Raw genomic sequence first — 25,976 nt, forward strand, 5'->3', positions numbered from 1 at the left:
GAGAGCGCCACCGACCGAGAACCGAGGAGGGCCGGCCGATGCCGGACCAGCACTGCCCGACGTGCGGCACCGCACGCTCCACCGGGTGCGGCTGCTTCGTCCCGGACGGCAGCCTCGACGAGACCGCCGTCCTGCCGCACCTGGAGGGCCCGCCGCTGGTCCGCCCGTACGTGCCGCAGGCCGTCGGCCAGGTCGTGCACGGCCCGCCGGTCGGGGTGGCCGTCGAACCGGGGCCCGCTCCGCCGGCCACCGACCCGTTCGGCACGGCGGTGCTGCCTCCGGCCGTTCCCCCGCTGGGCCCGGACGCCGACGCCTACGCGACCACCGTGCTGCCGCCCGTCGCCTCCGCCCCGACGTTCCCGCCGCAGCCGCCGCCCCAGCAGCCCCAGCGGCCGGCCGCGCCCACCGGGAACGAGGACGAGGACGAGCTCGGCGTCTTCCCGTTCGCCCACGCCGCCCCCGCGCCCGCCCCCGAGGGCGGCCGGGCCGCCCGGCGCGCGGCGGAGCAGCAGGACGCCCGCGGCCCGCTCGTCCGCCGCAAGGGCCTGCTGATCGCGGCCGGCGCCGCCCTGCTGGCGGTCACCGTGGGCCTCGCCTACGCGATCACCCCCTCCTCCGAGCCGGACGACCGGGCCGCCCCCGTGCCGACCGCCACCCTCGGCCTCGCGCCGGTGGACCCGACCGTCCCGGCCCTGCCGAGCCCGAGCGCACCGCCGCCCACCACGGACACCCCCTCCGCGACGCCGACCCCGACCCGGACCGGCGCCAAGCCCTCCCCGGCCCGGACGACGGCCGGCAGCCCGCCCCCGGCCGCGCCCGCCACCACGGTGGCCGCCGCTCCCCCGGCGCCGGCGCCGGTACCGGTGCCCGACCCGGCGACCGCGCCCCCGGCGACGGCCCCCGCCACCCCGGCCCCGGCGCCCACCACAACGGCGCCCGCCCCCGCCCCGACCGCCACCCCGACGCCGACGCCGACGGTGCGCGTCCTGGAGTACGGCATGGAGGGGCCCGACGTCCAGGCGCTCCAGCGGAAGCTCAGCGTCATCATCTGCTGGGAGAAGGTGCCCCCGACCGGCAAGTACGACGACCGCACCAGGCTCATCGTCACGTACTTCCAGGACATCAACGGCATCCGGGGCGACACCCGCGGCGTCTACGGCCCGAGCACCCGCGCCGCCCTGGAAGCGCGGACCGGCTGCTGAACGGGCGCCGGGCCGCCCGCCGCGTCAGCCCTTGATCGCCTGGAAGATGCTGAACCCGGCCATCAGCACCATCACGCCCGCCGCGACCCGGATGATCATCTTCATCGGCACGTGCTTCAGCAGCTTCTGCCCGCCCAGGATCGCGATCCCCGCGACCGCGCACAGCGCCAGCCAGGCGCCCAGGCCCACGGCGAGCGGGTCGGCGTACTTGGCGGCCAGGTTGGCGGTCATGATCTGGGTCAGGTCGCCGAACTCGGCGATCGCCACGACCACGAAGCTGGCCCCGGCGACCTTCCAGAAGCTGTTGGCGGACGGCTCCTTGGCGGCGTGCCCGTCCTCGTCGTCGCCCCCGCCGTGGAAGAGCAGCATCGCCGCGCCGGCCAGGAACAGCAGGCCGGTGACGAGCTCCACCCAGCGGTGCGGCAGCAGCGAGAGCAGGTGCCCGGCGACCAGGGCGATGCCCACCTGCAGGGCGAAGGCGGCGGCGATCCCGGCGAAGACGTAGCTCGCCCGGTACTTGGCGCCGAGCATCAGGCTGGCCAGGGCGGTCTTGTCGGGCAGTTCCGACACGAAAATGATGCCGAACGTGATCGCGGCGACGGTCAGACTCATCGGGGGTGGTGTCCCTCGGGTTCGGGCTGCCGGCCCGCAGCAGCTCCGTCAGGGGTCGCTCCGGCCCGACAGCACTGGTTGGCAATCCACGGGACGCGCACGACGCGCGCCCGCACACACAGCACTGCGGCCGAAGGTCTCGCCGGCACCGTCCGCAGAACCGCGGTGCCCCGGGCGCCGGGCCCCGAGGGGCCAGTATGTCGACGGTCCGGTGGAGGGCTACTCCCCTTCAACGCGGACCAGCCTACCCGATCACGTCTCCCGGCCGCCCGGCCCGCACCAACCCCCGGCCGACCAGCTCCAGCACCACCACCACCGCCACCGACTCCACCGCCAGCAGCGCGACCAGCACGAACAACTGCACCGCGCCCGCCTGGACCGGCGAGGCCCCGCCGAGCAGCATGCCGACGAAGGCGCCCGGCAGGGTGACCAGGCCCACCGTCCGGGTCTGGTCGAGCGCCGGGACGAGCGAGGTGGCGGCGGCGGTGCGGCAGATCTCCATCCGGGCGTCCCGCTCCTCGAAGCCGAGCGCCAGCGCCGCCTCGACCTCGCCGTGCCGCTGGCGCAGCTCGTCCAGGGCGCGCCGCCCGGCCAGCGAGGTGGCGGTGAGCGCGCCGCCGATCAGGATGCCGGCGACCGGGATGACCGACAGGCCCTTGGGCGGCAGCAGCCCGCTGCCGAGCAGCAGCACCAGCACCGGCAGCACCCCGGCCCCGATCGGGGCGGCCGCCCACAGCCACCCGGGCCCGGGGGCCGGCACCATCCGCCGCCCGGCGGTGCGCACCGCGACGGCGAACATCAGCAGCACGAAGAGCCCCGACCACCAGAGCGAGGCGACCACCCAGCTGATCACCAGCGCGACGGCGGCGAGCTGCGCCACCGCGCGCAGTCCGGCCCGCAGGACGGCGCGCCCCTGGCCGAGCCGCCCCCACCCGGCGACCGCGACGCCGGCCAGCAGCAGGACGGCGGTGACCGCGCCCAGCCCCGGGGTGACCGGCAGCAGCTGCCCCGCGGCGGCGAGCGGCACGACGGACCCCCCGCCGGACACCGGTCAGATCCAGCTGGTGAACCACATCCGGTCCTGCCAGGACGTCATCGGGATCACCTCCGCCGTGTACAGCGGGTAGAAGAAGGCGAAGCAGGCCATGATCGCCAGCACGATCAGCCCGGCGCCGACCGCACCGATCCGGCGCCGCTCGGGCGGGCAGCCCGCCGGGCCGAGCATCGCCCCCAGCATCTGCGCCACGGCCAGGCAGAGGAAGGGGACGAGCACCACCATGTAGAAGGAGAAGACCGTCCGCTCCTGGTACTGGAACCACGGCAGGTAGACGCCGGCCACGCCGCAGAGCACCGCGCCGGAGCGCCAGTCCCGGCGGAAGGCCCAGCGCCAGAGCAGGTAGACCAGCGCGAAGCAGGCCGTCCACCAGAGCAGCGGGGTGCCGAGGCCGAGGATCTGCGCCGCGCAGCCGCCGGAGTCGGTGCAGCCGCGCTGGCCGGCCGGCACCTGCTCCCAGTACATGGAGACCGGCCGGCCCTGGACCAGCCAGCTGAACGGGTTGGACTGGTAGGTGTGCGGGCTGCTCAGACCGGTATTGAAGTCGTACATCTGGGCGTGGTAGTGCCACAGGCTGCGCAGCGGCGCGGGCACCCAGCTCATCGAGACCTGCGGCAGCCCGATGCCGAGGACGCTGTCCGGGGACAGGCCGGCCCGGTCGTCGGCCCAGTGGCGGTCGAAGCCGCCGCCGGTGAACAGCCAGCCGGCCCAGCCGCCGACGTAGACGACGAACGCGGAGCCGACCATGGCGAGGAAGGCGGGCAGCGCGTCGAGCCGGAGCATCGCGCGCCAGGGGCGGCGGGCACCGGCCCAGCGGCGGCCGGAGCGGTCCCACAGCACGGTGAGCAGGCCGAAGGCGGCGAGCACCATGACGCCGTTCCACTTGACCCCGGTGGCGGCGCCCAGGCAGAGCCCGGCGGTGATCCGCCAGGGCCGCCACCCGAGCCGGACGGTGTCGCCGCCGCCGTCGGGCAGTACGGCGGCGAGCCGGGCGCGGGTGTGGTCGCGGTCGATCAGCAGCGCGCCGAAGGCGGCCAGGACGAAGAACATCTGGACGCCGTCGAGCAGGCCGACCCGGCTCATCACCAGCTGGAGGCCGTCGACGGCCATCAGCAGGGCGGCGGTGCAGCCGATCAGGGTGGAGCCGAAGAGCCGGCGGCCGATCCGGGCGAGCATCAGCACGGTGACGGTGCCGAGCAGCGCGGTCATGAACCGCCAGCCGAAGGGGTGCAGGCCGAAGGCCCACTCGCCGAGTGAGATCACCCACTTGCCGAGCGGCGGGTGGGCGATGAACTCGGGGGCGGAGGTGAGCGGGATCTGCTGCGGGACGGCCAGGATCTGCTCGTTCGCGTGCTCCGACCAGGTGCCCTCGTAGCCCTGCCCGAGCAGGGACCAGGCGTCCTTGGGGTAGTAGGTCTCGTCGAAGACGAAGGCGTTGGGGTAGCCGAGGTTCCAGAACCGCAGCAGCCCGGCGAAGAGCGCCACGGCGATCGGTCCGAGCCAGTCGGAGCGGCCCGCCGCCCGGCGCAGCAGCCCCCGCCGCTCCGGTGCCGGGCCGGGCGGGGCCGCTGCCGCCGGGGGGTGGGTGAGCGCCGCTTGCGTCATGGTGTCGGTAGCCTCGCCGGTTCGCCTGTCTCGTTGTGCCGGCCGCCGGCACGATCTGCCGGTGGCCGCGGCCTGCCCGCGCCGGCCGAGGGGCGGCCTCAGCCGGCCCGGGTGACCGCGGCCGGACGGCCGACAGCCACCGACACTATGTGCCGGTGGGCGCGAAACCAAGCGCGACGGGCGCCGGACAGGTGACCTGTCCGGCGCCCGTCGGGGCATGTCCGCCCGGGGGTCAGGCGGCCGCCTGGAGTTCGCGGACCGGCCGGGCCGGGGCGCGGACCGGGGCCGCGGGGGCCTGCTCGTCCCCGGCGGAGCGGTCGGGCGCGTTGTCCTGGGCCGCGGTGAGGTACGGCCGCAGGCGCCGCGCCAGGACGACGATCAGCACGGTGCAGCCGGCCATCGCCGCCAGGTAGAGCGGCCAGGTGCCGGAGCCGACCAGCAGGACGCCCACCGCCGGGCCGACGGCGACCGCGATCTGCTTCACCAGGGCGTACCCGGCGTTGTAGGTGCCGAGCAGCCGCGCCGGGGCGAGGTCCGCGACGATCGGGCCCATGGTGGGGGCGAGCAGCGACTCGCCGACCCCGAACAGGGCGTAGATCGCGACGATCGCGACCGTGGCGGCCATCGCCTCGGTCCGGATCAGGCCGGCCACCAGGGCCATCGCCCAGGCGCCGAGCCAGACCACGCCGGCGGCGGCCATCGCGGTGGTGCGCCGGCCGCGGGCGGTGATCCGCACCACGAACATCTGCAGCACCACGATGGTCAGCGCGTTGGCGCCGATGGCGATGCCCAGGGTGGACGGGGCGGTGCCGACGGTGTCGGTGGCGAAGGCGGCGACGCCGGACTCGAACTGGCCGTAGCAGGTGAAGAAGATCAGCCCGGCGAGGATGCTGAGCCGGACCATGGCCTTGTCGGCGAGCAGGGCGCGCAGGCCCTGCGGGCCGTCGCTCTTCTCGTGCACCAGCAGCGGCGCGGCCTTCGGGATCCGGGCGGTGCCGGTCACCAGGGCGAGGCCGAGGAAGGTCACGGCCTCGATGGTGAACAGCCGGGTCAGGCTGGCCGGGTCGGCGACGTCCACGATCTGCCCGCCGACCAGCGCGCCGATGCCCATGCCCAGGTTGACCAGGGTGAACTGCAGCGCGAAGGCGTGCGAGCGGGTCGCCGCGGTGGAGCAGCGGACGATCATCGTGGCGAGCGCCGGCTGGCAGGTGGTGACACCCGCGCCGAACAGGAAGGAGGCGACCAGCAGCGCCGGGGTGCCGGTGGCGTGCCCGAAGGCGAACGCGCCGGTGGAGGCCAGCGCGGCGCCGATCAGCAGCACCGGGCGCGGCCCGTACCGGTCGATGCCGCGGCCGGTGAACGGCAGGACGGCGAGCGCGGCCAGCGCGAAGACGGTGAACACCATCCCGGCGGCGAGCGAGCCCAGCCCTCGCACCTGGTCCACGTACACGAACATGTACGGCATCGTGAATCCGCTGCCGAACGCGCTGAGCGCGTTGCCGATCTGGACGCGGCGCAGCGGGCCGCCCACCCCGCCTCGCCGCTGCCTCTGCTGCTTCACCGTGCCGGTCACCGTGCACACCCCTTCACTGCGGTCGGAGCCGTCAGGGCTCCGTCAGTTTTCGTTGCGTACTCTTAAGGGAAGAAGACTTAAGAGCTAAAGTTTGACCCTAAAGTCTTAGCATCGGAAGAGTGCTGAGTCAAAGGCTTAAGGAGTGCATCTCGCATGGGAGACTGGTCCGCATGACTGCAGAGAAGCCCGCGCCGGCCACCCCCCGCGAACTGGGCATCGCCGAGCAGGTGGCCCTCTACCAGCGGGAATTCCCCACTGTCGACCCCCAGGTGGAGACCATCGTGCAGACGCTCTCCCGGGTCGCCCGGCGGATGGCCGTCGCCTACGACCGGCAGCTGACTGTGCTCGGAATCACCTCCGCCGAGTGGGAGGTGCTCAAGGCCCTGGTGGTCGCCGGCAGCCCGTACCGGCTCGGGCCCGGCGAGCTGGCCAAGCGGCTCGGGCTCACCCCCGCCGCGATGACCCACCGGATCGACCGGATGGTCACCGAGGGGCTGGTCACCCGGGAGCGGGACGAGGCCAACCGGGTCCGGGTGATCATCGAGCTGACCGAGCTCGGCCGGGACAAGTGGCTGGAGTCGATGCGGATGGCCGCGGTCTTCGAGGAGGAGTTGCTCCAGGACGTCGTCGGCGAGGACCGCACGGTGCTCTCCGGGATGCTGGCCCGGATGCTGCGCCGGATCGAGGAGAGCCGGCCGGACGCCCCCGCGCGCACCGCCGACCAGGGCTGAGCGGCGCGCACCACAGACAGAAGTCCGGCCCGCCGGGGACTCCCCGGCGGGCCGGACTCTTCGTGCGCGGTGCGAGGGTCCGTCAGGCCCTCATCCGATCAGTGGTGGGTCAGCAGGGACCGTTGTCGGTCCAGACGCCCCAGGAGCCGCTGGCGCTCGGGTCGTCGCCCTTGGTCCACCACTTGTTGGTGTAGAAGCGACCCTTCCAGGAGACCTTGGTCGGGGTCGCGTAGGTGGCGGCCGAGTCCCAGCTCGGGGCGCCCGCGCAGCCGGCCGGGGTGGTCGGCGGCGTGGTCGGCGGAGTCGTGGGCGGGGTGGTCGGCGGCGTGGTGGGCGGCGTGGTCGGCGGGGTGGTCGGCGGGGTGGTCACCGGCGGGGCCGGGCAGCCCGCGGCCGAACCGTTGGTCGCCTCGACCATCTTGTTGAACAGCGCCGGCTTGTTGCCGAGGCTGTACAGCGAGAAGGCGAAGGAGCCGCCGAGGCCGTTGCAGTGCGCGTAGTCCAGCTTGGCCTGGATCGAGCGGGTGTCCTCACCGGACCAGAAGACGTTGCCGTCGTAGAAGTAGCTCGCCTTGGCGTCCTCGTCCCAGTAGGTCTTCGCCGGGTTGTCGACGAAGCCCGCCAGCTCCTTGTACATCTGGATGCCGCCGACGTTGCCCGACAGGGCGGAGCCCGGGGCCGGGCCGGTGGCGGACTGGAACAGACCGTTCTTGCCGTTGTTCTGGACGCCGGTCCAGCCGCGGTAGTAGAACGGCACACCCACGTTGATCTTCTTCGCGGGGAAGCCGCCGGCGATGCCGTACTGCGGGTCGCCCACGGTGTAGGCCTTGATGGCGTCGTCGACCGAGTACTTGCCGGTGCCACCGGGGATCGGGGTCATCGGGTCGTTCGGGCCGGAGTAGAGCGGGGCCTGGTGGTTGGTCGGGCCCTTGGCATCCCAGGCGCCGTGCATGTCGTACGTCATGATGTCGAGGAACGACAGGTACTGACCGATCTTGTCGGTCTCGACGTTCTTGATCTTGTCCTGGCCGGCGCCCACCGCGGCAGCGGTGTGGTAGGTCTTGCCGTCGGCCTTGCCCTGCGCGTCGAGCTGCTCACGCAGCTCCTTCAGCAGCAGGGTGAAGTTCTGCTTGTCGTTCGGGCTCGCCCCGTTGCCGAGGTGGCCGCCACCGCCCGGGTACTCCCAGTCGATGTCGATGCCGTCGAAGATGCCGGCCGCCGCGCCCGGGCCGCCGTAGCCGGCGTCGACCGGCAGGTTGCCCTTGATGAACATGTCGATGCAGGACGAGACCAGCTTCTTGCGCGAAGCGTCCGTCGAGGCCGCCGCGGAGAAGTACTTGGAGTACGTCCAGCCGCCCAGCGAGATCAGGATCTTGAGGTTCGGGTTCTTCGCCTTCAGCTTCTTCAGCTGGTTGAAGTTGCCCGCGATCGGCTGGCCCCAGGCGTCGCCGACGCCGTCGACCGAGATGTCCGGGCCGAAGCTCTTCTGGTAGTCGGCGAACGCGTCCGCCGCACCGTCACCCGCGTTCGGGTTGTTCTCCTCCTGGCTCGCGGCCTTGGTGGCCTGGAAACAGGTGAGGTTGGTGGGGTGGATGTTGGCGAACGAGTAGATCATGTAATCCAGGTTCGCGGCGACGCCGGTGTCCTGGATCGTCTTGGGGTAGTAGGCGTTCGCGTAGATCGACCACTGGTCGTAGTAGGCGACCTTGATGCCACCGCTGGTGGCGGGCGCGCCGGTGCTGTTGCCGACGGCGGCGTTGGCGGTGGCGCCGCCGCTGAGCGCGAGGCCCGTGCCGAGCAGCAGGGAGGCCGTGGTACCGGCGGCGATCGCGGTCAGGCTCTTGGACCGCTTGCGACGGCCGCCCTCCTGAACCGGGGCCCCGGCCCTTTCGATGCGTGAACGGAGCATGGGTGCGTGACTCCTGGGTGTGGGGGGATTCCGACCTGTCCCGGGGCGCAGGTACGGGGTGGGGCCGTACGACCGGGACATGACAGAACGGGATGGGGGAATCGAGCGGAACATGCCTTGACGGACGCCGGGATATGCCGAACCGGCGTCAGCGGCGAACCGCTGACGCCGGCTCAGGGGCTCCCTGCACCTGGGCACTAAAATGGACTAGACCAACTACCCCGTCAAGGGGTGATGTTGAGCCTTGAGCCGCCGTTAAGGTTCCCCGGGAGCCCGTACGCCCCCGCTGACCTGCGGGTCAGCGGGGGCGTACGGGGTGCGGCGGGCCGCCCGGCGCGGGGCCGGCGGCGCTCAGTAGCGGACGGCGTTGGCGACGACGGCCTTCACCGAGCCCGAGAGGTCGCGGTTGCTCTGCGCCTTCGCCTCCGTGCTCTGACCCGCCGCCAGGTCCGGCACGGTCACCGCGGTCACGTCCAGCACATTGCCGCTGTCGTCGGTGAAGTTGACCTGGATCACGTACCGGCCGGCCTGCTGCCCGTGGTTGGTGACGGTCAGCGACGCCTCGGCCTTGTCGTTGACGATGGACACCGCCCCGACCGCGATGTCCCCCTTCGCGTCCAGCCCGCCCTTGATCCCGGCGATCGCCGAGGAGGCCTTCGCCTGCGCCGAGGCGACCGCCGAGGCGGCGGTCGAGGAGAGCCCGGTCGCCGCCGTGCCCAGGGCCGCGCTGGCCGCCGAGGCCGCGGCGGAGGCGGCGCCGGCGATCGCCGAGCCCGCCTGCGCGGCGGCCGAGGAGGCCGCGCTGCCGGTCGCGCCCCCGCTGCCGTCGGAGGAGCAGCCCGCCAGCGCGGCCCCGCCGAGCAGGGCGGCGACCAGGGCGGCTGTCAGCGCTCGGCGCGGGCGGCGGACGACGGGGGTGTGCGGGTCCGCGGCGGTCGGCCGGGGCGGGGCCGCGGGGCTGCGGGTCGACTGGCGGTCCATCGGATTCCTCGATTCTTCGCCGGTGGCGGCTGGCCGGCGCGGGGTGTCCGGCGTGCCTCCCCGCCCACCTTCCGGGGCGCGGACGGCGCCCGCCAACAGGGCTGCGGCGTTCGGGTGAGCCCGGGCCGGGAGGGGGCGGGGCGGGAGGGGCTCAGGAGAGTCCCGAGCCCTCCTGCGTCTGCGCCTCCACCGCCGCGCGCTCCTCCGCCAGCCGGACGGCGTGCCGGCGGCGGGCCACCACCCCGTACGCCGAGGCCGCGCTCGCCGTGAAGGCCAGCAGGCCGGTCCACGGCTGGTTGAAGGCGTGCCCGGTCAGGTGGTCCAGCGAGTACCGGCCCGGCCCGGCCAGGCCCAGCGCCAGACCGGTCGCGCCGAGGAACGCCGGGTACTCGTAGCCGCCGGACATCGCGAAGAACCCCGACGGGGCGTGCACCGCGACCGCGCCCGCCATCGTCCCGGCCACCACCGCGCCGGCCACCGGTGTGGCCAGCCCGGCCACCAGCAGCGCGCCGCCGCCCGCCTCGCCGAGGCCCGCGGCCAGCGCGCTCTGCCGCGGCGGGTGGAAGCCCATCGCCTCCATCGCCTTGGTGGTGCCCTCCAGGCCGCCACCGCCGAACCAGCCGAACAGCTTCTGGGTGCCGTGGGCGATCAGCACCCCGCCCACGGCACCACGCAGGGCCAGCAGCCCCAGGTCGCTACGGTTCAGAGCCATGTCCTCGTCCCCTTCGGGAGCCCTCCGCCGCGCGGAGGGACGGTCCGGCTTCCATGGCAGCCGAAACCGCCCGCCGGCTCGACCCGGGGCATCCGTTCGGGCGAATCGCGGGACGAACGGGAATAATCCGGGCAGGCGTGGCAGCCGGGCGGTGGTGATCGTCGCGGCCATGCTTGGCGCATGTTCGTCTTCGACCTGAGCAGCGCCTTCATCGCCTTCTTCGCCGTGGTCGGCCCACCGAAGGTCCTGCTGTCCTTCGCACGGCTGGCCGGCACCCGGAGCACCGGGGAGCTGCGGCGGCTGGCGGCCTGGAGCACGGTCATCTCGGCGGTGATCGGGGCGCTCCTCGCCTTCAGCGCCGACTTCGTCACCTCGCTGTTCCACATCAGCGACCAGTCCTTGCAGCTCGCCGGCGGACTGATCTTCTTCGTCTACGCGGTCGCGCTGGTCTTCGGCGTCCACCTCGGCTCCGGCGCCGACGAGGCGGACGAGCACCTGGCCGGCCCGCTGGTGGACGGCATCCGCGAGCTGATGCTCCCGTACCTGGCCAGCCCGCTCGCCGTCACCGCGGTCCTGGTCGGTTCGCTCACCAAGGACGACTGGGGCTGGCGCGCCACCGTGGCCGGCGCGTACGCCGCCGTGGTGGTGATCAACTTCGTCTGCGTCGCCGCGCTCGCCCCGCTGATGCTGCGCACCCACCGGACCTCGCTGGAGGTGGTCGCCCGGCTGCTCGGCCTGCTGCTCGCGGCGGTCGGCGTCGAGCTGTTCCTCGAAGGGCTGTCCGGGCTCGGCGTGCACCTGCCCGAGGGGCACTGAGCCGCGCTGCGGCGCGGCGGGGCGGGCGGCGGCACGCCGGCTCAGCCGGCCGCGGCCAGCCGGACCAGCGCCTCCCCGATCCGGTCGCGCACCAGCGGGTCGGCGACCAGCCCGTCCGCGCCGACGTCCCCGCGCGCCAGCGGCAGCCGGACGCAGGCCGCCTCGACCACGGCCGCCCCCGTGTAGCGCAGCACCGTGCCCAGCGCCGCCTCGGCGCCCAGCCCGCGGCCGGTCCCGGCGGCGTTGATCCAGGCGGTCGGCTTGTCCGCGATCTCGATGCCCCCGACCGTCCAGTCCAGCAGGTTCTTGAAGGCCCCGGGCAGGGTCCCGGCGTACTCGGGCGTACAGATCAGCAGGGCGTCGGCGGCCTCGACCGCCGCCCGCAGCGCGGCGACCGGCTCCGGCAGCGGATCGGTGTCGAGGTCCGGGTTGAAGTGCGGCAGCCCCGCCAGCCCGGTGTAGTAGGTGGTCGCGACCCCCTCGGTGGCCAGCGCCACGGCGGCGGCGGTGCGCAGCACGGTCTCGTTGACGGACCCGGCGCGCAGGCTGCCCGGGAGCAGCAGGATGTGACGGTCGTTCGGCATGGGCAGGAACCTATCGGCCCGCTCAGGGCACGACCACCGGCCGCCAGGGAACGGGACTGGAGAGGATCATCGAGCTGGCCGGCTGCCCGTAGCCGCCCAGGCGGTCGATGAGGGCCTCGAAATCGGCCATCGCCGGAACGGCGACCAGCAGCACGCAGCAGGCTCCGCCGGTGACCCGGTGCAACTGGAGCACCTCCGGCCAGCCGGCCACCGCCGGGTCGCGCAGCACGCAGCGCGGGCCGTAGCACTGGAGCTGCACCAGCGCGGTGATCGGCAGGCCGGAGCGGGTGAGGTCGACGTGGGCGTGGTAGCCGCTGATCACCCCGTCCGCCTCCAGGCGGCGGACCCGTTCGGCCACGGCGGGTGCGGACAGGCTCACCCGGCGGGAGAGTTCGTTGTAGGAGAGCCGCGCGTCGGCCTGCAGCTCGGCCAGCAGTCGGCGGTCGACGGCGTCCACGGCGGCTCCTGAGGGTGTGGTCCGGTTGGCTGGATCCCGCTGCTTTGCGATCGTGAAGAGGATCGGGAAAACACCTCTCGTACGACAGGCGCGGCCGCGGTTGCCGTGCCCGCCGCCCATTCAAATGCGGGACGGGCCGCCGCACAATGGGGCCCCGGTACTCGCCGATGACGTCTGGAGGGATCGGGCATGGGGCACGACACGGTGGAGAGGCCCAACCTGTCGTTCGGGCGGGGCGGCGAGCCGGAGCGGGGCACCCCGTACGCGCGCTACGTCCGGCTGGACGAGCTGCACAGCCTGCAGCACCCGCTCAGCGAGGCGCCCGCCGAGCTGTCGTTCATCGTCACCACCCAGGTGATGGAGCTGCTGTTCGGCCTGCTGCGGCACGAGTGGACGCTCGCCCAGCACGCCCTGCGCGCGGACGACCTGCCCGGCGCGCTGGCCGCGCTGCGCCGGGGCACCCACGTCCAGGACGTGCTGGTGGAATCCTGGGACCTGCTGGCCACGCTCACCCCGCAGGAGTTCAACGCCTTCCGCCCGCTGTTCGGCGAGGCCTCGGGCTTCCAGTCCTCGGCCTTCCTGCACCTGGAGTTCCTGCTCGGCAACAAGAACGCCGCGCTGCTGAACATGTACCGGGACAGCCCGCGGACCCACGCCGAGCTGGACGACGCGCTGCGCTCCCCCGGTCTGTACGACGACGCCCTCGCCCTGCTGGGCCGCCGCGGCCTGGCCGTGCCGGACACCGTCTCCGCGCAGCGGCACCAGGCCGACGAGGCGGTCGCGGCCGCCTGGCGGCGGGTCTACACCGAGGAGGAGCACGCCGGGCTGCTGCCGCTGGCCGAGGCGCTGCTGGACGTCGCCGAGCGGGTGACCCGCTGGCGCCAGCGCCACCTGGCGGCGGTCAAGCGGTCGATGGGCGGCAAGCCGGGCTCCGGCGGCTCCAGCGGCCTGACCTGGCTGCGCCGCTCCGCCGAGCAGGACGTCTTCCCCGAGCTGTGGGCGATCCGGGACGGGCTGTGACGGCGCCACGCGCAGCGGGCATGAACAGGCAGCGGGCATGAACAGGCAGTGGGCAGGGGCGACACGATGGAGGGGCAGGGCATGATCACGCGCGAGGAGTGCGCGGCGCTGGACGCCGCCGACCCGCTGGCGGCGTTCCGCGAGGAGTTCGCCCTGCCGCCGGGGGTGATCTACCTGGACGGCAACTCGCTCGGCGCGCTGCCGGTCCGCACCCCCGAGCGGGTGCGGACGGTGGTCGAGCAGGAGTGGGGCCGGGAGCTGATCCGCAGCTGGAACGACGCCGGCTGGTTCGAGCAGCCCTACCGGCTGGGCCGGCGGATCGCCCCGCTGGTCGGGGCGGCCCCGCAGGAGCTGGTGGTCTGCGACACCACCTCGGTGAACCTGTTCAAGGTGCTGGCGGCGGCGCTGCGGCTGCGACCGGGCCGCTCCGCCGTGCTGGGCGACCGCGCGGCCTTCCCGACCGACCTCTACATCGCCGAGGGCGTGACCGGGCTGGTCCCGGGCGCCCGCAGCGTGCTGATCGACCCGGCCGAGCTGGACGCGCACCTGGACGGGGACGTCGCCGCGGTCGTCCTCTCGCACGTCGACTACCGGACCGGCGAGCTGCTGGACATGCCCGGGATCACCGCCCGGGTGCGCGCCGCCGGGGCGCTGATGATCTGGGACGTCTGCCACTCGGTGGGCGCGCTGCCGGTCGAACTCGCCGCGAGCGGCGCCGACTTCGCGGTCGGCTGCACCTACAAGTACCTGAACGGCGGCCCCGGCTCGCCGGCCTTCCTGTACGTCGCCGAGCGGCATCTGGCGGCCGGGGCACCGCAGCCGCTGAGCGGCTGGTTCGGACACGCCCGCCCGTTCGCCTTCGAGCCCGGGTACGCGCCGAAGGAGGGCATCGGCCGCTTCCTCACCAGCTCGCCCTCGCTGCTCGGCCAGGCCGCGCTGGAGGCCTCGCTGGACGTCTGGGAGCGGGCCGACCGGGCCGCCGTCCGGGCCAAGAGCCTGGCGCTGACCGATCTGTTCATCGGCCTGGTGGAGGGCCTGGACGGCATCGAGGTGGTGACCCCGCGCGAGCACGCCCGGCGCGGCAGCCAGGTCGCGCTGCGGCACGCCGACGGCTACCCGGTGGTGCAGGCGCTGATCGCCCGCGGGGTGATCGGGGACTTCCGGGCGCCGGACCTCATGCGCTTCGGCTTCACCCCGCTGTACCTCTCGCACACCGAGGTGTGGGACGCGGCCCGGCACCTGGCGCGGGTGCTGGAGAGCGGCGAGTGGAAGGACGAGCGCTTCTCCCGGCGCGGCGAGGTGACCTGAGGCGGGGCCGCCGACGTCACGGCGCCGTGCGCTCCTGGATCGGCCGGCCCGGGCGCGCGGGGGCGTGCACGCGTCGGGCCGCCCGGTCGGGGAGACCGGGCGGCCCTGGTGGCCGCGGGCCGAGAGCCGCGGCCGACTGCGGCTACGGCTGCTAGCTGTGGCGGCCGCGGCGACGGGCGGCCAGGACGGCGAGGCCGCCGAGGGCGAGCAGGCCGGCACCGGCGAGGCCGAAGACCACGGGGGCGTTGCCCGCGCCGGTCGACGGCAGCTGGCCGCCGCCCCCGCCGCCGTGGCTGGGCGTCGGGTGGTGGCTGGTCGGGCCGTGACTGGTGGGCGCGGCGCTGGACGAGCTGGCCGTCGCGGTCGGGCTGGTCGGGGCCGCGGAGGTGGTGGTCTCGGTGGGCGTCGGGGAGGTCGGCGCCGGGGACGTGGTGGTCGGGGTCGGCGTCGGGGAGGTCGGCGCCGGCGAGGTGGTGGTCGGGGTCGGCGTGGGGGACGTCGGCGAGGGCGACGGCGAGGTGGGCGACGGGCTCGGCGTGACCTCGCAGTCCGGCAGGTCGCCGTCGAACGGGTAGCTGTGGATCTCGTAGCCGCCGTTGCCGGTCTGGATCAGGTTGCCCGCCAGGTACACCCGGCCGTTCATGCCCGGCATGTCGATGGTCGTGGTGCCGGCCGGGTTGCCCGCCATCACCGCGCCCTGGAACTGCGCGCTGCCGTTGATCTGCGCGCTGGTGGCCGTGGGGAAGTTCCACATCAGCTTGGAGCGCATCTCGGTGGTCGGATCGCCCGGCAGACCGGTGCCGGTGTACGTGTTGATGACCGGATCGGCCGACAGCATGTTGACCACGACGGTCGCGCCGGCCGGGATGTTGGTGAACACCAGGCCGATCTGCCCGCCGGACGGCGAGGCGAGGTTCCCGGTGACGTTGAAGACCTGCTTCATGCTGGTCCCGTCGCCGGTGAAGGTCGCCTCGCTGCTGGTGAGCGCGACGGTGCCGGTGGCGGCGGCCCGGCCGACGCAGGCCGAGACGTCCTCGATCTGGGTGAGCACCGACTGGTAGGGGGCGGCGGCGTTCGCGTCCTGGATCGCCTGGCCGGTCGGGTCGATGGCGACCGTGCCGGTGAGCGCGCCCGCGTACCGCAGGTTGCCGAAGGCCTGGCCCCGGGAGTCGCTGCCGCCGATCAGCAGGGAGTTTCCGGTCAGCACGGTGACGTTGCCGCCGACGGTGAGGAAGTCGCTGCCGTTCGGCGGGACGACCCGCGAGCCGACGCCGACCACGCCCGCGTTGAAGGCGCCGCCGCCCTGGCTCTTGTCGACGGTGAAGTCCCCGAGGGTGACGATCTTGCCCTCGGCCTCGGCGGCCCGGCCGGTGACCGTGTAGTAACCGCCGGTGAAGACGTTGATGGTGGCGTCCCGGCCCGGGAAGTCGCCGTTGTTCGGCGGCGGCCAGGTGGCCGGGCAGTCGGGCCCGCTGCACGCGCCGAGCGGCGGGGCCAGCGGCGCGGCCGAACCCACCGTCAGCACCGCCGCGAACGGCAGCACGGCGGCGGCGGTCGCCACCGCGATCCGGGCGTTGCGGCGGCCGCGGGGGGCGGGGGGCCGCTCCACGGTGGCTCTTCTGTGACCGGGCGTACCGGTTCCCTGACCCATCGACACATTCCTCCGCGCAGAGAAAAGGCAGGCGGGAGAGAACGCCTGCCGCGTTCCAGTTGATCCTGGCTCATCCCGGTCGATTCCCAGAGAATCCAGAGATTCGGGATATCCGACACCAAATCGGACGAACCATACCCTACAGACCATCAGCGCCGATCCGAAAATCATCCGACCCGGCGAGGTGATCGTGTCCTCCCCGGCCGCCCGCCGCCCCGCTAGGTTGGAGGCATGACTTCCGCGGGCATGACTTCCGACGCGATCGCCACCGTCGCCACGAGCGCCGACGTGCTGCGCCACCCCGGGGCGGGCGAGCACCTGCTCACCGCCGTGGAGAAGGAGCGCGCCGCCCGCTTCCGGCACGAGTCCGGGCGGGTCGACTTCATCGCCGCGCACGTACTGGTCCGGCTCTGCGCCGCCGACCTGCTCGACGTCCCGGCCACCGCGGTGACCCTCGCCCAGCACTGCCCCGACTGCGGCAAGGGCGACCACGGCAAGCCCGGCCTGCCCGACCACCCCGGGATCGAGGTCAGCCTCTCGCACACCAAGGGCGTGGTCGCCGCCGCCGCCGGGCACCGGCCGATCGGCGTCGACGTCGAGCTGACCGACCGCGGCGGAAGCCTGCTCGACGTCGCGCCCCGGGTGCTCGCCGAGGCGGAGCTGCGGCAGGTGCGGGAGCACGCCGACCCGGCGCGGGCCTTCCTGCGGCTCTGGGTCCGCAAGGAGTCGCTGATCAAGATCGGCCGGACGACGCTCGACGGCCTGGCCGCCGTCGACCTCTCCGGGCTCCCGCTCGACCTGCCCGGCGGCCGGCCGCTGCTCAGCCCCTTCGAGGGCCTCCAGCTGCTCGACTGGGTGGACGAGGCGCACGGCGCCGCCGTCGCGGCGGTCTGCGAGGTCGCGCCGCGGGTGGTGGCGCTGGACGCCCTCTGAGGCCCGGCCCGGACGGGGGTGGAGGCCGGTCGGATAAGCGGTGTTAGCGTCCTGGACGGGGCGGGAGAACCGTCCGCCCCGGCTGCCCGCACCGCGACCGCCGACGGGCCGCCCCCGTTGAGTCGCAAGGGTGCCCCGCCATGGCCAAGTTCCTGCTGAGCCTGCACGTCCTCGCCTCGGTGCTGTTCATCGGCCCGGTGGCCGTGGCCGTCAGCATGTTCCCGCGCCGGGCGAAGGCCGCGCTGGCGGGCGGGCCCGAGCAGGCCGCCGACGCCGGCATGCTGCGGCTGCTGCACCGGATCACCCAGGTCTACGCGCTGCTCGGGGTCGCCGTGCCGGTCCTCGGCATCGGGGTCGCCCAGGTGATGGACGTGCTCGGCCAGTCCTGGATGATCGCCTCCATGGTGCTGACCGGCGTCGCGGCCCTGGCGCTGCTGCTGTTCGTGCTGCCCGCGCAGCAGGCCGCGGTGGACGCGCTCGGCCTGGAGGCCGGCTCGGAGGACCACGGCAAGGCGGTCAAGGGGCTCGCCCTGCTCCCGATGACGGCGGGCGTCTTCAACCTGCTCTGGGCGGTCGTCGTGGTGCTGATGATCGTCCGGCCGGGCTCCACCACCGGCGCCTGACGCCCCGGCCCTCCGGTAGTACTGTCCGGCCATGACGATCACGGTGGGGATGGGGCCCCAGGCCGCCGGGACGGGCGTCGGCGTGCTGCTGCGCGGCTGGCGGGAGCGGCGCCGGCTCAGCCAGTTGCAGCTGGCCCTGCGGGCCGACTCCTCGGCCCGGCACATCAGCTTCATCGAGAACGGCCGCGCCCGGCCCAGCCAGGAGATGGTGCTCCGGCTCGCCGAGCACCTCGACGTCCCGGTCCGCGAGCGCAACGCGCTGCTGCTGGCCGCCGGGTACGCGCCGCACTACCCGGAGAGGCGGCTGGACGACCCCGCGATGACGGCCCTGCGCTCCGGGATGGAGCGGCTGCTCGCCTCGCACGACCCGTACCCGGCGCTGGTCGTCGACGGGACCTTCCACGTCCTCGCGGCCAACCGGGCGCTCGCCCTGCTGCTCTCCGGGGTCGCCCCGCACCTGCTGGAGCCGCCGCTCAACGCGATGCGGATCACCCTGCACCCGGAGGGGATCGCGCCGCGGATCCTGAACCTGCGGCAGTGGCGGCGGCACCTGCTGGAGCGGATGGGGCAGCAGGTCGGGCTGGTCCGCTCGCAGCCGCTGCGGGCGCTGCTGGAGGAGGTCCGGGCCTACCCCGAGCCGCCCGGCGCGGCGGCGGACGGGGCGGAGGACATCACCGAGCTGTTCCCGTTCGCGCTGCCGCTGCGGATCGCCCACGAGGGGCGGGTGCTGTCGTTCCTGTCGACGATCGCGACCTTCAACACGCCGATGGACGTGACCGTCTCCGAGCTGGCCATGGAGACCTTCCTCCCGGCCGACCCGGAGACGGCCGCCTATCTGCAGGCCGCCGTGGGGGCGGTGCGGTAGTCACGCGGGCAGGCGGCGCAGGGTGGTGAGCTGGAGGGTGGCGAAGAGGGCCACCGTGGCGGCCTGGAGCGGGATCCAGACGTAGCCGGCGGTGGTCGGCTCGAACCACAGCTCCATGGCCACCACGCTGAGCACCGTCCAGGCCAGGTTGATGCCGATCACCGCCCGCACCGCCGGCCCCGGCGGCTGCGGGCGGGCCGCCAGCAGGCCGACCGCGAGGCCGAACACCGCCAGGACGGCGCCGAGTTCGAGCAGGGTCGAGCGGCCGACGCCCAGCAGCTCGCCGAGCGGGCCGGGGAAGGCCAGGTAGGCGAGGCCGTTGCCGCCGCTGACGACGGCGTCGAGGGCGAGCCACCGGCGCAGGGCCGTCCGGGAGGCGGGGGCGGTGCGGCGGGCGGTGGTCAGGGTGTGCGCGGACACGGCGGATCGGCCTCCGGAACTGGGGTGGGGTCCCGGTCGGCACTGCCGCCGCCGGGTGAGCACCACTGTGCCGGGGTGCGGAGCGGGCGTCGATGACCTCCGAGGTCATGCCCGGGCGCGCGGGCGCCGCAGCGTGACGCCCGCCCGTTTGACGGCCCGCGCCACGATCGTGGTCTCGGCCCGGCCGACGCCGAGCGGGCCGAGGGTGTCGGTGACGAACCGGTAGAGCCCGGCGTGGTCCGGGCAGAACACCGCGGCCATCAGATTGGCCGGCCCGCTGGTCGCGAGGACGCCGTGCACCTGCGGATGGCGGGCCAGCGCCGCGCCGACCGCCGCGAGCCGGCCCGGCGGCACGTCCAGCCACAGGTTGGCGTCCACGGCGAGGCCCAGCAGCCGCGGGTCGACGGTGGCGTGGGTACGCAGCAGCCCGGCGCCGTCCAGCCGGTGCAGCCGGCGCCGGACGGTCGACTCGGGGGTGCCGACGGCCGCCGCGAGCGTCGCGTGGGACTGCCGGGCGTCCTCGCCGAGCCGGGCCAGCAGCGCGCGGTCCAGTTCGTCCGGCTGGTCCCGCGGTACGCCGCCCGGGCCGGGCCGGGCGGCCGGGGGGTCGGCGAGCGCCGCCGCCTCGGCCTCGCCCAGGTGGCCGGAGCGCCACTGGCCGGCGTCCGCGAAGGCGTGCAGCACGGCGTGGACGGTGGTCTCGGCGACGGCGGCGGTGGCGGGCAGCTGCCCGTACAGCAGGCGGTCGCGGGCGCCGGTGTCGCTGAGCATCACCGCGCCGATCTCCTGGCCGCCGAGCATGACGTCGACGAACGGCACGTCCGGCCGGTCGGCGAGGGCCCGGGCGACGGTGTCGGCCTTGCCGCGCAGCACCCGGATCCGCAGCAGCAGCGCGCCGACCGCGGCGTCCTGGGGGTCGGGCATCCGGACCACCCGGACCAGGCCGGTCCGCTGGAGCCGGGTGAGCCGGCGGGTGACGGTGCGCGGGGAGACGCCGAGCACCTCGGCGATCCGTCCGGCCCCGGCCCGGCCGTTCACCTGGAGCGCGCAGACCAGCCGGCGGTCCAGGGTGTCCAGCACGGTGTCCGGATCAGCAGCTGTGACGTCCATGGTGTCCGATCTCCGTCGCTCCGTCGCCGTTCGGCGTCCTGTCCGGCCGCTCCGACGGTACTCCTGGACCAGGCGACCGGGACGAACGGGAGAGGGACGATGGGCGACGACGAGGTGCGGGAACTGCGTGAGCTGCTGACGGGCGCGGAGGCGGCGGTCCGGGAGGTCGGCGCGCGGCTGGCCGCCCGCCGCCCGGCCGGGCCGGACCCGGCGTTCACCCTGGCCGGGGCGAGGGCCCGGTTCGAGGCGCTGGACGGCCCGGCCTCGGCCGAACTGCGCTCCCGGCTGGGCGGGTTGCGCCCGCGGGCGGGCTGGGTGGACGACGAGCTGGGCGGCGCGGTGCCGGCCGGGGGCGAGTGGTGGGTGTGCGACGCCACCGACGGCGCGGTGCAGTTCCTGCTCGGGATGCCGCAGTGGGCGGTGACCGCGACGCTGGTGCGGGACGGCGCGGCGGTGCTGGCCGTGGTGCACGCGCCGCACCTCGGGGCCACCTACCGGGCGGTGCGCGGCGGCGGCGCCGAGCTGGACGGGCGGCCGATCGCGGCCGTGGACCGGGAGTTGGCGGCGACGGTGGCCGGGACCAGCCAGCCGCCGCTGGTCGCCCGCGACCCGGTGGCGCTGCGCCGGGCCGGTGCCTCGCTGTCGGCGGTGGCGGGCGCGGTGCTCGCGGTGCGCAACCTGGGGCCGACCTCGCTCCAGGTGGCCCAGGTCGGCTCCGGACACCTCGGCCTGTTCTGGGAGTTCGGGCCGGACGCGCCCAACCTGCTGCCGGGCGCGCTGATCGCGGCGGAGGCGGGCGCGACGGTGACCGACGCCGCCGGCGCCCCCTGGACGCCCGCCGCGGACGGCTTCCTGGCGGCCGCGCCCGGCCTGCACGCCCGGGCGCTCCCCCTGCTCAGTGGCCTCGACTGAGCGTCATGTCGCCGCCCGTGCGGCGACGGGGTCGGGCGCGGTCATGCGGCGGGCACCGGACGGGCGCGGTCGATGATCGCCGCGACGTCCGGGCCGGGCGGCAGGGTGCCGAAGGCCGCGCCGTGGTCGCCGCCGAGCCGGGAGGCGCAGAACGCGTCGGCGACCGCCGGGTCCCCGTACCGGACGAGCAGCGCGCCCTGGAAGGCCAGCGCCATCGCCTCCACCAGCCGGCGGGCGCGGTACTCCAGCAGGTCGAGGTCGGTGAGCTGCTTGCGCAGGGCGGCGACCGCCGCGTCCAGCCGGCGGTCGGCGCCCGCGGCGGCGTCCAGCTCGCCGAGCAGGGCGTCGACGCTCTCCGGGTGCTTGGCCATGGCGCGCAGCGCGTCCAGGGCGGCGACGTTGCCGGAGCCCTCCCAGATGGAGACCAGCGGCGCCTCGCGGTAGAGCCGGGGCATCCCGGACTCCTCGACGTAGCCGTTGCCGCCCAGGCACTCCAGCGCCTCGGCGGCGTGCGCCGGACCGCGCTTGCAGACCCAGTACTTGGCGACGGCCAGGCCGAGCCGGCGCACCAGCGCCTCCTGCTCGTCCCCCGCGAGCGCGGCGTCGGTGGCCCGGGCGAGGCGCATCGCCACCGTGGTGGCCGCCTCGGACTCCACGACCAGGTCGGCGAGCACGTTGCGCATCAGCGGCTGGTCGACCAGCGCCCTGCCGAAGGCGCGGCGGTGCAGGGCGTGCTGGACGGCCCGGGTGGCGCCGAGCCGCATGCCGGAGGCGGCGCCGATGGTGCAGTCCAGGCGGGTCGTGTTGACCATCTCGATGATGGTCCGCACGCCCCGCCCCTCCTCGCCGACCAGCAGGCCGTAGGCCTCGTCGTACTCGATCTCGGCGGAGGCGTTGGACTTGTTGCCCAGCTTGTCCTTGAGCCGCTGCAGGCGCAGCCGGTTGCGGGTGCCGTCCGGCAGGACGCGCGGCAGCAGGAAGCAGCTGAGCCCGCCGGGTGCCTGGGCGAGGGTGAGGAAGAGGTCGGACATCGGCGCCGAGGTGAACCACTTGTGGCCGGTCAGCCGGTAGCCGCCGTCCGGGTGCGGGACGGCGGTGGTGGTGTTGGTGCGGACGTCGGAGCCGCCCTGCTTCTCGGTCATCGACATGCCGGCGATCAGCCCGCGCTTGCCGTGCGGCTCGCGCAGCCCGAAGTCGTACTCGGTGGCGGCGAGCAGCGGCTCGAACTCGGCGGCCAGCGCGGGGGTGGCGCGCAGGGCGGGGACGGCGGCGTAGGTCATCGAGACCGGGCAGGTGTGGCCGGCCTCGACCTGGCCCCAGACGAAGAACTTGGCGGCGCGGGCGGTGTGCGCGCCGGGGCGGTCGTCGCGCCAGGGGGCGGCGTGCAGGCCGTGGCCGACGGCGGTGCGCATCAGCTCGTGCCAGTACGGGTGGAACTCGACCTCGTCGATCCGGTGGCCGAAGCGGTCGTGGGTGCGCAGCACGGGCGGGTTCTCGTTGGCCAGCCGGCCCCACTCGGCGGCCTGCTCGGAGCCGGCCAGCCGGCCGAGGGCGCGCAGTTCGGGCTCGGCCCAGCCGGCGCCGGCCCGGTGCAGGGCGGCGAGCAGCGCGGGGTCGGCGGCGGTGTCGTGGCCGTACGGGAGCGGGACCTGGTTGGTGACCTCATGCGTCGCTGTCATCGCGTCCTCCGAGGGATCGCAGGGTGAAGGTGACCAGGGCGGGGACCACCGCGTCGGGGGTGGTCCGGGGGGCGGGCCGGGGTGCGGCGGCGAGCGGGCCGGTGAGGGCCTCGGCGGTCGCGCCGACGATCGCGGCGGCGGTCAGCTGCGGGTCCTGGGGCGGCAGCTCGCCCGCGGCGAGGGCGGCGGCGATCTCGGCGGCCAGCACGTCGCGGAAGGTGCGGCGGAAGACCAGCCGCTCGGCGTCCACCGCGCTCTCGGCCGGTTCGACCAGCAGGGCGTGGGCGAGCCGGGGGGCGCGCAGGGCGCGGGCGGCGAAGGTCTCGACGACGGCCGCGATCCGCTCCCGGGGGGTGTCGTGGCGGGCGACGGCCTCGTGCACGGCGGCCACCTCCCGGGTGACCACCCGGCGGAAGAGCTCGACGGACAGCTCGGCCTTGCTCGCGAAGTGCCGGTACATCGAGCCGGTGGCGATCCCGGCGCGCTCGGCGACCGCGGCCATGCTGCAGCCGCCGTAGCCGCGCTCGGCGAGCAGGCCGACCGCGGCCTGGAGCACCGCCTCGCGCTGGGCGTCCAGGCGGGCTTGCACGGCGGGGGTGCGGCGGTAGGCCATGCAAGAAGTGAAGCACTGATTCACTGCTTCGGGAAGGGGCCGCGCGGGCCCGGGAACGGCGAAGGGCCGCCCGGTGCCGGGCGGCCCTCGCGGTGGTACGGGTGGCGACTACAGCCGGACGCGGTCCTGCCGCAGCCCCGCCTCGTCCAGCGGGCCGATCGGCGGCACCTGGTACCCGCCGCTCAGGGCGCGGGCGGCGTCGGAGCCGAGGCCGGCCCACTCCAGCACCTTGGCGGTGGCCGCCGCGGACTCGGCGGCCGGCAGCTTGGAGATGTTCGAGCCGTGGTTGCCGCCGGGCACGGTGTAGACGTAGCTGTCCTCGCTGCCCCGGCCGAGGCGGAACGGCTCGGCGCCCCACGGGTCGTTCTGCCCGTAGACGTAGATGATCCGCTCGGCGGAGGTGCGCACCCAGCGGTCGATGTCGCGCATCGCGGACGGGTCGAACCGCATCGGGATGCTGCGCGGCACGTAGGTGCGCGGGGCGTACAGCTCCTTGTAGTCGTAGTGCAGCAGGCCCTTGAGCGCCGAGACGTCGAAGGAGGGCGAGCCCAGCTCGGTGCCGGCCTGGTAGTAGTACGCGGTGTACCCGGCGAGCGACTGGTCGCTGTTGCCGGTGATGCCGGACTGCGCGTCGAGCCAGGCGTACAGCGCGTCGTCGGTGCCGGCGGCGCCCGGGACGTTCACGCAGTCGGCCGCCAGGCTGTACTGCCAGAACGCCCACACCGAGTCCAGCACGGCGAGCTCGTAGGCCCGGTCGGCGCTGCCGATGGTGGTGAAGGTGGAGCCGGCGGCGGCGTTGTCGGCGGCGTAGCGGGCCTCCAGCCGGTCACGGCGGGCCAGCAGTTCGCGCTGGGTGGCGGTCAGCGCGGCGCGGCACTCGGGGGTGCCGACGTTCTGGAAGAACCGGCTGTACGCGGAGTCCTCGCGGTCGTTGACGTCGTTGGGCGCGACGTAGGCGACGGTGCCGGCCACGTCGTCCGGGAAGAAGCGGCGGTGGTAGGTGGAGGACATGCCGCCCTTGGAGGCGCCGGTGGAGAGCCACTCCTGCTGGTAGATCCGCTTCAGCGCGGTGATCAGCCGGTGCGCGTCGGTGGCCGCCTGCTCGATGCCGGCCTTGGACCAGTCGGCGGGCGCGGGCCGCGACGGCGTGAAGTAGCGGTACTCGATGGAGACCTGGTTGCCGTCGACCAGCCGGGCCGGCTCGGTGCGGGTGGGCGTGGTGCGCAGCGTGTAGCCGTTGGTGTAGAAGACGGTCGGCCGGTCGTAGCCGCGGTGGAGCACGCTGAGCCGCTGCTGGAAGGTGCCCAGCCAGGGGCGCTTGTGGTCGATCGGCTGGGTGTAGGTGAGCAGGAAGTAGCGGTGGCCGGTGGTGGTGGGCTGCTCCTCGGTGACGGTCATCCCGGGGACCGCCGCCAGGCGGTCCTTGATGTCGGCCGACGGGTCGTCGGCCGCAAAGGCCGCCACGGGCGCGTCCGTCCCGGCGGCCAGCGCCGTCGGGGCCAGGCCGAGGCCGAGCAGCGGTATCAGCAGAACGGCGACCAGCAGCCTTCTCATCGTGGTGGTCATCAACTCTCCATCGGGTCAACGGAACTGGATGGTGCTGTGGTCCGTACCACTCTCCGCAGGCCGGTACACGGCCACCGGGAGGCGGACCGGCCGTCCGGTAGACGGCCGAATGGGCCACCCGCCGGTCGCGGATGGCCCATCAGGGCGAACCTGCTGGTCAGGGGCGGGGCAGGGTGCAGCCGGCCCGGGTCAGGTCGAGCTTGTTCCCGGTGCCGAAGCAGGCGGGGATGAGGTAGGTCTCCTGGGCGTAGCCGATGCCCCGGCGGACCGTCACCGCGCCGTTCTGGTCCACCTCGCACGGGTTGTTCAGGGTGCAGCTCTGGCCGCTCTCGTTGATGGTGTTGTTCACCGCGACGACCTGGCCGCTGGCGGCGTCGACGACCGGGGAGCCGGAGGTGCCGCCGATGACGTTGCAGGTGGAGGTGTAGCGGAGGGAGTCCTTGAAGGTCCAGTCCGCTTCCTTGAGCCGGTAGGCGAAGCCGTCGGCCGAGCAGGAGTAGATCTTCTTCCAGTACCCGGAGACGACCTTGATCGAGCTGCCCTGGACGGGGTGGGTGGCCGCGACGGTCAGCGGGGCGATCCCGTAGCTCGACTGGATGGCGGCGTAGGTGGTGTTCAGCTGGTAGATCGACACATCGGTGTCGGTCATGGTGCCGTAGACCATCCGGTTGGCGCGCAGGGTGCCCGCCGATCCGCCGCTCGCGTTCAGCAGCGTGAAGGTGCGGCTGGAGGCCTGGTTGACGACCACCTGGCCGGGGCCGGGCATCCCGGTCTCCAGGCAGTGGCCGTTGGAGAGCACCAGCGCCGGGTCATTGGCGGCGGAGGCGGGGAAGCGGATGAGCGAGCCGGAACAGTTGCTGAGGGCCACCGTGCCGGCGAAGGTGACGGCGGCGACCTTGCCGGCCTGCGCCGATTGCGCACCCGCCGTGGTGGCGGCGGTGGTGGCGGTCGCGGCGGGTGCTCCGGCGAGGGCGGTCGCCCCGGCGGTCAGGAGCGCGGCCAGCGTGCCTATGAGCGGCTTCTTCATGAGAGACCTCTCG

At 74.3% G+C, this 25,976-nt stretch carries 25 protein-coding genes; 9 read left to right on the forward strand and 16 right to left on the reverse strand.

Annotated elements, in window-relative coordinates:
- Positions 1-38 precede the first annotated feature (38 nt).
- Positions 39-1,202, forward strand: coding sequence for a peptidoglycan-binding protein (locus tag ACFCLZ_RS12290; protein ID WP_380284929.1), 1,164 nt, complete (start codon positions 39-41; stop codon positions 1,200-1,202).
- 24 nt (positions 1,203-1,226) lie between these two features.
- On the opposite strand, the gene ACFCLZ_RS12295 is transcribed toward ACFCLZ_RS12290, so the two are convergent.
- From ACFCLZ_RS12295 to ACFCLZ_RS12310, 4 genes are all read right to left on the reverse strand, one after another.
- Complete coding sequence (locus ACFCLZ_RS12295) at positions 1,227-1,814, reverse strand: TMEM165/GDT1 family protein (RefSeq protein ID WP_380284930.1); 588 nt, start codon at positions 1,812-1,814, stop codon at positions 1,227-1,229.
- Positions 1,815-2,058: 244 nt separating this feature from the next.
- Positions 2,059-2,841 (reverse strand): ABC transporter permease, encoded by a 783-nt coding sequence (locus ACFCLZ_RS12300; RefSeq protein WP_380284931.1) that lies wholly within the window; start codon positions 2,839-2,841, stop codon positions 2,059-2,061.
- 24 nt (positions 2,842-2,865) lie between these two features.
- Entirely contained in the window at positions 2,866-4,473 is a 1,608-nt protein-coding gene (locus ACFCLZ_RS12305; RefSeq protein ID WP_380284932.1) for a dolichyl-phosphate-mannose--protein mannosyltransferase, read from the reverse strand.
- A 232-nt stretch (positions 4,474-4,705) separates the two neighbouring features.
- On the reverse strand, positions 4,706-6,046 hold the full coding sequence (locus ACFCLZ_RS12310) for an MFS transporter (protein WP_380284933.1): 1,341 nt from the start codon (positions 6,044-6,046) through the stop codon (positions 4,706-4,708).
- Between the two features lie 170 nt (positions 6,047-6,216).
- On the opposite strand from ACFCLZ_RS12310, the gene ACFCLZ_RS12315 reads away from it, so the two are divergent.
- Entirely contained in the window at positions 6,217-6,777 is a 561-nt protein-coding gene (locus ACFCLZ_RS12315; protein WP_380284934.1) for a MarR family winged helix-turn-helix transcriptional regulator, read from the forward strand.
- A gap of 109 nt (positions 6,778-6,886) precedes the next feature.
- Here the strand turns inward: ACFCLZ_RS12315 and ACFCLZ_RS12320 are convergent, their stop codons facing one another.
- The 3 genes from ACFCLZ_RS12320 to ACFCLZ_RS12330 all read right to left on the reverse strand — a co-directional run bounded on the left by ACFCLZ_RS12320 (position 6,887) and on the right by ACFCLZ_RS12330 (position 10,379).
- A complete protein-coding gene (locus ACFCLZ_RS12320) occupies positions 6,887-8,686 on the reverse strand; it encodes a glycosyl hydrolase family 18 protein (RefSeq protein ID WP_380284935.1) in 1,800 nt (599 codons plus the stop codon).
- Positions 8,687-9,037: 351 nt separating this feature from the next.
- Positions 9,038-9,667 carry an FxLYD domain-containing protein gene (locus ACFCLZ_RS12325; protein WP_380284936.1) on the reverse strand — a complete coding sequence of 210 codons (630 nt, stop codon included), beginning with the start codon at positions 9,665-9,667 and terminating at the stop codon, positions 9,038-9,040.
- 151 nt (positions 9,668-9,818) lie between these two features.
- Complete coding sequence (locus tag ACFCLZ_RS12330; RefSeq protein WP_380284937.1) at positions 9,819-10,379, reverse strand: DoxX family protein; 561 nt, start codon at positions 10,377-10,379, stop codon at positions 9,819-9,821.
- A 180-nt stretch (positions 10,380-10,559) separates the two neighbouring features.
- Here ACFCLZ_RS12330 and ACFCLZ_RS12335 point away from each other — a divergent pair, with 180 nt between their 5' ends.
- Positions 10,560-11,195, forward strand: coding sequence for a MarC family protein (locus ACFCLZ_RS12335; RefSeq protein ID WP_380284938.1), 636 nt, complete (start codon positions 10,560-10,562; stop codon positions 11,193-11,195).
- Between the two features lie 41 nt (positions 11,196-11,236).
- Here ACFCLZ_RS12335 and ACFCLZ_RS12340 read toward each other — a convergent pair whose 3' ends face one another.
- Both ACFCLZ_RS12340 and ACFCLZ_RS12345 read right to left on the reverse strand, forming a co-directional pair.
- Positions 11,237-11,779, reverse strand: a complete 543-nt coding sequence (locus ACFCLZ_RS12340; protein ID WP_380284939.1) for an NADPH-dependent FMN reductase — start codon at positions 11,777-11,779, stop codon at positions 11,237-11,239.
- Between the two features lie 22 nt (positions 11,780-11,801).
- A complete protein-coding gene (locus ACFCLZ_RS12345) occupies positions 11,802-12,236 on the reverse strand; it encodes an Lrp/AsnC family transcriptional regulator (RefSeq protein WP_380284940.1) in 435 nt (144 codons plus the stop codon).
- A gap of 189 nt (positions 12,237-12,425) precedes the next feature.
- On the opposite strand from ACFCLZ_RS12345, the gene ACFCLZ_RS12350 reads away from it, so the two are divergent.
- Both ACFCLZ_RS12350 and kynU read left to right on the forward strand, forming a co-directional pair.
- The gene (locus ACFCLZ_RS12350) at positions 12,426-13,256 is read left to right on the forward strand and encodes a tryptophan 2,3-dioxygenase (RefSeq protein WP_380284941.1); all 831 of its coding nucleotides are present in this window, start codon (positions 12,426-12,428) and stop codon (positions 13,254-13,256) included.
- A gap of 81 nt (positions 13,257-13,337) precedes the next feature.
- Positions 13,338-14,564 (forward strand): kynureninase, encoded by a 1,227-nt coding sequence (gene kynU / locus ACFCLZ_RS12355; RefSeq protein ID WP_380284942.1) that lies wholly within the window; start codon positions 13,338-13,340, stop codon positions 14,562-14,564.
- 151 nt (positions 14,565-14,715) lie between these two features.
- Here kynU and ACFCLZ_RS12360 read toward each other — a convergent pair whose 3' ends face one another.
- On the reverse strand, positions 14,716-16,173 hold the full coding sequence (locus ACFCLZ_RS12360; protein WP_380284943.1) for a choice-of-anchor A family protein: 1,458 nt from the start codon (positions 16,171-16,173) through the stop codon (positions 14,716-14,718).
- 273 nt (positions 16,174-16,446) lie between these two features.
- Between ACFCLZ_RS12360 and ACFCLZ_RS12365 the strand changes: the two genes are divergently transcribed.
- The 3 genes from ACFCLZ_RS12365 (at position 16,447) to ACFCLZ_RS12375 (ending at position 18,636) form a co-directional block, all read left to right on the forward strand.
- Positions 16,447-17,148 carry a 4'-phosphopantetheinyl transferase family protein gene (locus ACFCLZ_RS12365; RefSeq protein WP_380284944.1) on the forward strand — a complete coding sequence of 234 codons (702 nt, stop codon included), beginning with the start codon at positions 16,447-16,449 and terminating at the stop codon, positions 17,146-17,148.
- A 140-nt stretch (positions 17,149-17,288) separates the two neighbouring features.
- Entirely contained in the window at positions 17,289-17,771 is a 483-nt protein-coding gene (locus ACFCLZ_RS12370; RefSeq protein WP_380284945.1) for a hypothetical protein, read from the forward strand.
- A 31-nt stretch (positions 17,772-17,802) separates the two neighbouring features.
- Complete coding sequence (locus ACFCLZ_RS12375; protein WP_380284946.1) at positions 17,803-18,636, forward strand: helix-turn-helix domain-containing protein; 834 nt, start codon at positions 17,803-17,805, stop codon at positions 18,634-18,636.
- Here ACFCLZ_RS12375 and ACFCLZ_RS12380 read toward each other — a convergent pair whose 3' ends face one another.
- Entirely contained in the window at positions 18,637-19,056 is a 420-nt protein-coding gene (locus ACFCLZ_RS12380; protein ID WP_380284947.1) for a hypothetical protein, read from the reverse strand.
- A 105-nt stretch (positions 19,057-19,161) separates the two neighbouring features.
- Positions 19,162-20,166 carry an Lrp/AsnC family transcriptional regulator gene (locus ACFCLZ_RS12385; protein WP_380284948.1) on the reverse strand — a complete coding sequence of 335 codons (1,005 nt, stop codon included), beginning with the start codon at positions 20,164-20,166 and terminating at the stop codon, positions 19,162-19,164.
- Positions 20,167-20,265: 99 nt separating this feature from the next.
- Between ACFCLZ_RS12385 and ACFCLZ_RS12390 the strand changes: the two genes are divergently transcribed.
- Positions 20,266-21,078: an inositol monophosphatase family protein gene (locus tag ACFCLZ_RS12390; protein ID WP_380284949.1), complete on the forward strand. Its 813-nt coding sequence runs from the start codon at positions 20,266-20,268 to the stop codon at positions 21,076-21,078.
- Between the two features lie 41 nt (positions 21,079-21,119).
- Here the strand turns inward: ACFCLZ_RS12390 and ACFCLZ_RS12395 are convergent, their stop codons facing one another.
- The 4 genes from ACFCLZ_RS12395 to ACFCLZ_RS12410 form a co-directional block, all read right to left on the reverse strand.
- Complete coding sequence (locus ACFCLZ_RS12395; RefSeq protein WP_380284950.1) at positions 21,120-22,757, reverse strand: acyl-CoA dehydrogenase family protein; 1,638 nt, start codon at positions 22,755-22,757, stop codon at positions 21,120-21,122.
- Entirely contained in the window at positions 22,741-23,370 is a 630-nt protein-coding gene (locus ACFCLZ_RS12400; RefSeq protein WP_380284951.1) for a TetR/AcrR family transcriptional regulator, read from the reverse strand. The genes ACFCLZ_RS12395 and ACFCLZ_RS12400 overlap by 17 nt, the downstream gene beginning before the upstream one ends.
- A gap of 108 nt (positions 23,371-23,478) precedes the next feature.
- Positions 23,479-24,936: a S28 family serine protease gene (locus tag ACFCLZ_RS12405; protein ID WP_380284952.1), complete on the reverse strand. Its 1,458-nt coding sequence runs from the start codon at positions 24,934-24,936 to the stop codon at positions 23,479-23,481.
- Between the two features lie 157 nt (positions 24,937-25,093).
- Positions 25,094-25,963, reverse strand: coding sequence for a serine protease (locus tag ACFCLZ_RS12410; RefSeq protein WP_380284953.1), 870 nt, complete (start codon positions 25,961-25,963; stop codon positions 25,094-25,096).
- Between the last annotated feature and the right edge of the window lie 13 nt (positions 25,964-25,976).

Source organism: Kitasatospora purpeofusca (assembly GCF_042691725.1).
Taxonomy (GTDB): Bacteria; Actinomycetota; Actinomycetes; order Streptomycetales; family Streptomycetaceae; genus Kitasatospora; species Kitasatospora purpeofusca_B.

Excerpts from the sequence above, each read along its gene's own strand:
- ACFCLZ_RS12375 (WP_380284946.1), top strand. The coding sequence starts at position 17,803 with ATGACGATCACGGTGGGGATGGGGCCCCAGGCCGCCGGGACGGGCGTC.
- ACFCLZ_RS12395 (WP_380284950.1), bottom strand. The coding sequence starts at position 22,757 with ATGACAGCGACGCATGAGGTCACCAACCAGGTCCCGCTCCCGTACGGC.
- ACFCLZ_RS12295 (WP_380284930.1), bottom strand. The coding sequence starts at position 1,814 with ATGAGTCTGACCGTCGCCGCGATCACGTTCGGCATCATTTTCGTGTCG.
- kynU (WP_380284942.1), top strand. The coding sequence starts at position 13,338 with ATGATCACGCGCGAGGAGTGCGCGGCGCTGGACGCCGCCGACCCGCTG.
- ACFCLZ_RS12320 (WP_380284935.1), bottom strand. The coding sequence starts at position 8,686 with ATGCTCCGTTCACGCATCGAAAGGGCCGGGGCCCCGGTTCAGGAGGGC.
- ACFCLZ_RS12315 (WP_380284934.1), top strand. The coding sequence starts at position 6,217 with ATGACTGCAGAGAAGCCCGCGCCGGCCACCCCCCGCGAACTGGGCATC.
- ACFCLZ_RS12365 (WP_380284944.1), top strand. The coding sequence starts at position 16,447 with ATGACTTCCGCGGGCATGACTTCCGACGCGATCGCCACCGTCGCCACG.
- ACFCLZ_RS12330 (WP_380284937.1), bottom strand. The coding sequence starts at position 10,379 with ATGGCTCTGAACCGTAGCGACCTGGGGCTGCTGGCCCTGCGTGGTGCC.
- ACFCLZ_RS12385 (WP_380284948.1), bottom strand. The coding sequence starts at position 20,166 with ATGGACGTCACAGCTGCTGATCCGGACACCGTGCTGGACACCCTGGAC.
- ACFCLZ_RS12290 (WP_380284929.1), top strand. The coding sequence starts at position 39 with ATGCCGGACCAGCACTGCCCGACGTGCGGCACCGCACGCTCCACCGGG.
- ACFCLZ_RS12340 (WP_380284939.1), bottom strand. The coding sequence starts at position 11,779 with ATGCCGAACGACCGTCACATCCTGCTGCTCCCGGGCAGCCTGCGCGCC.
- ACFCLZ_RS12350 (WP_380284941.1), top strand. The coding sequence starts at position 12,426 with ATGGGGCACGACACGGTGGAGAGGCCCAACCTGTCGTTCGGGCGGGGC.
- ACFCLZ_RS12325 (WP_380284936.1), bottom strand. The coding sequence starts at position 9,667 with ATGGACCGCCAGTCGACCCGCAGCCCCGCGGCCCCGCCCCGGCCGACC.
- ACFCLZ_RS12400 (WP_380284951.1), bottom strand. The coding sequence starts at position 23,370 with ATGGCCTACCGCCGCACCCCCGCCGTGCAAGCCCGCCTGGACGCCCAG.
- ACFCLZ_RS12370 (WP_380284945.1), top strand. The coding sequence starts at position 17,289 with ATGGCCAAGTTCCTGCTGAGCCTGCACGTCCTCGCCTCGGTGCTGTTC.
- ACFCLZ_RS12335 (WP_380284938.1), top strand. The coding sequence starts at position 10,560 with ATGTTCGTCTTCGACCTGAGCAGCGCCTTCATCGCCTTCTTCGCCGTG.
- ACFCLZ_RS12405 (WP_380284952.1), bottom strand. The coding sequence starts at position 24,936 with ATGACCACCACGATGAGAAGGCTGCTGGTCGCCGTTCTGCTGATACCG.
- ACFCLZ_RS12305 (WP_380284932.1), bottom strand. The coding sequence starts at position 4,473 with ATGACGCAAGCGGCGCTCACCCACCCCCCGGCGGCAGCGGCCCCGCCC.
- ACFCLZ_RS12390 (WP_380284949.1), top strand. The coding sequence starts at position 20,266 with ATGGGCGACGACGAGGTGCGGGAACTGCGTGAGCTGCTGACGGGCGCG.
- ACFCLZ_RS12410 (WP_380284953.1), bottom strand. The coding sequence starts at position 25,963 with ATGAAGAAGCCGCTCATAGGCACGCTGGCCGCGCTCCTGACCGCCGGG.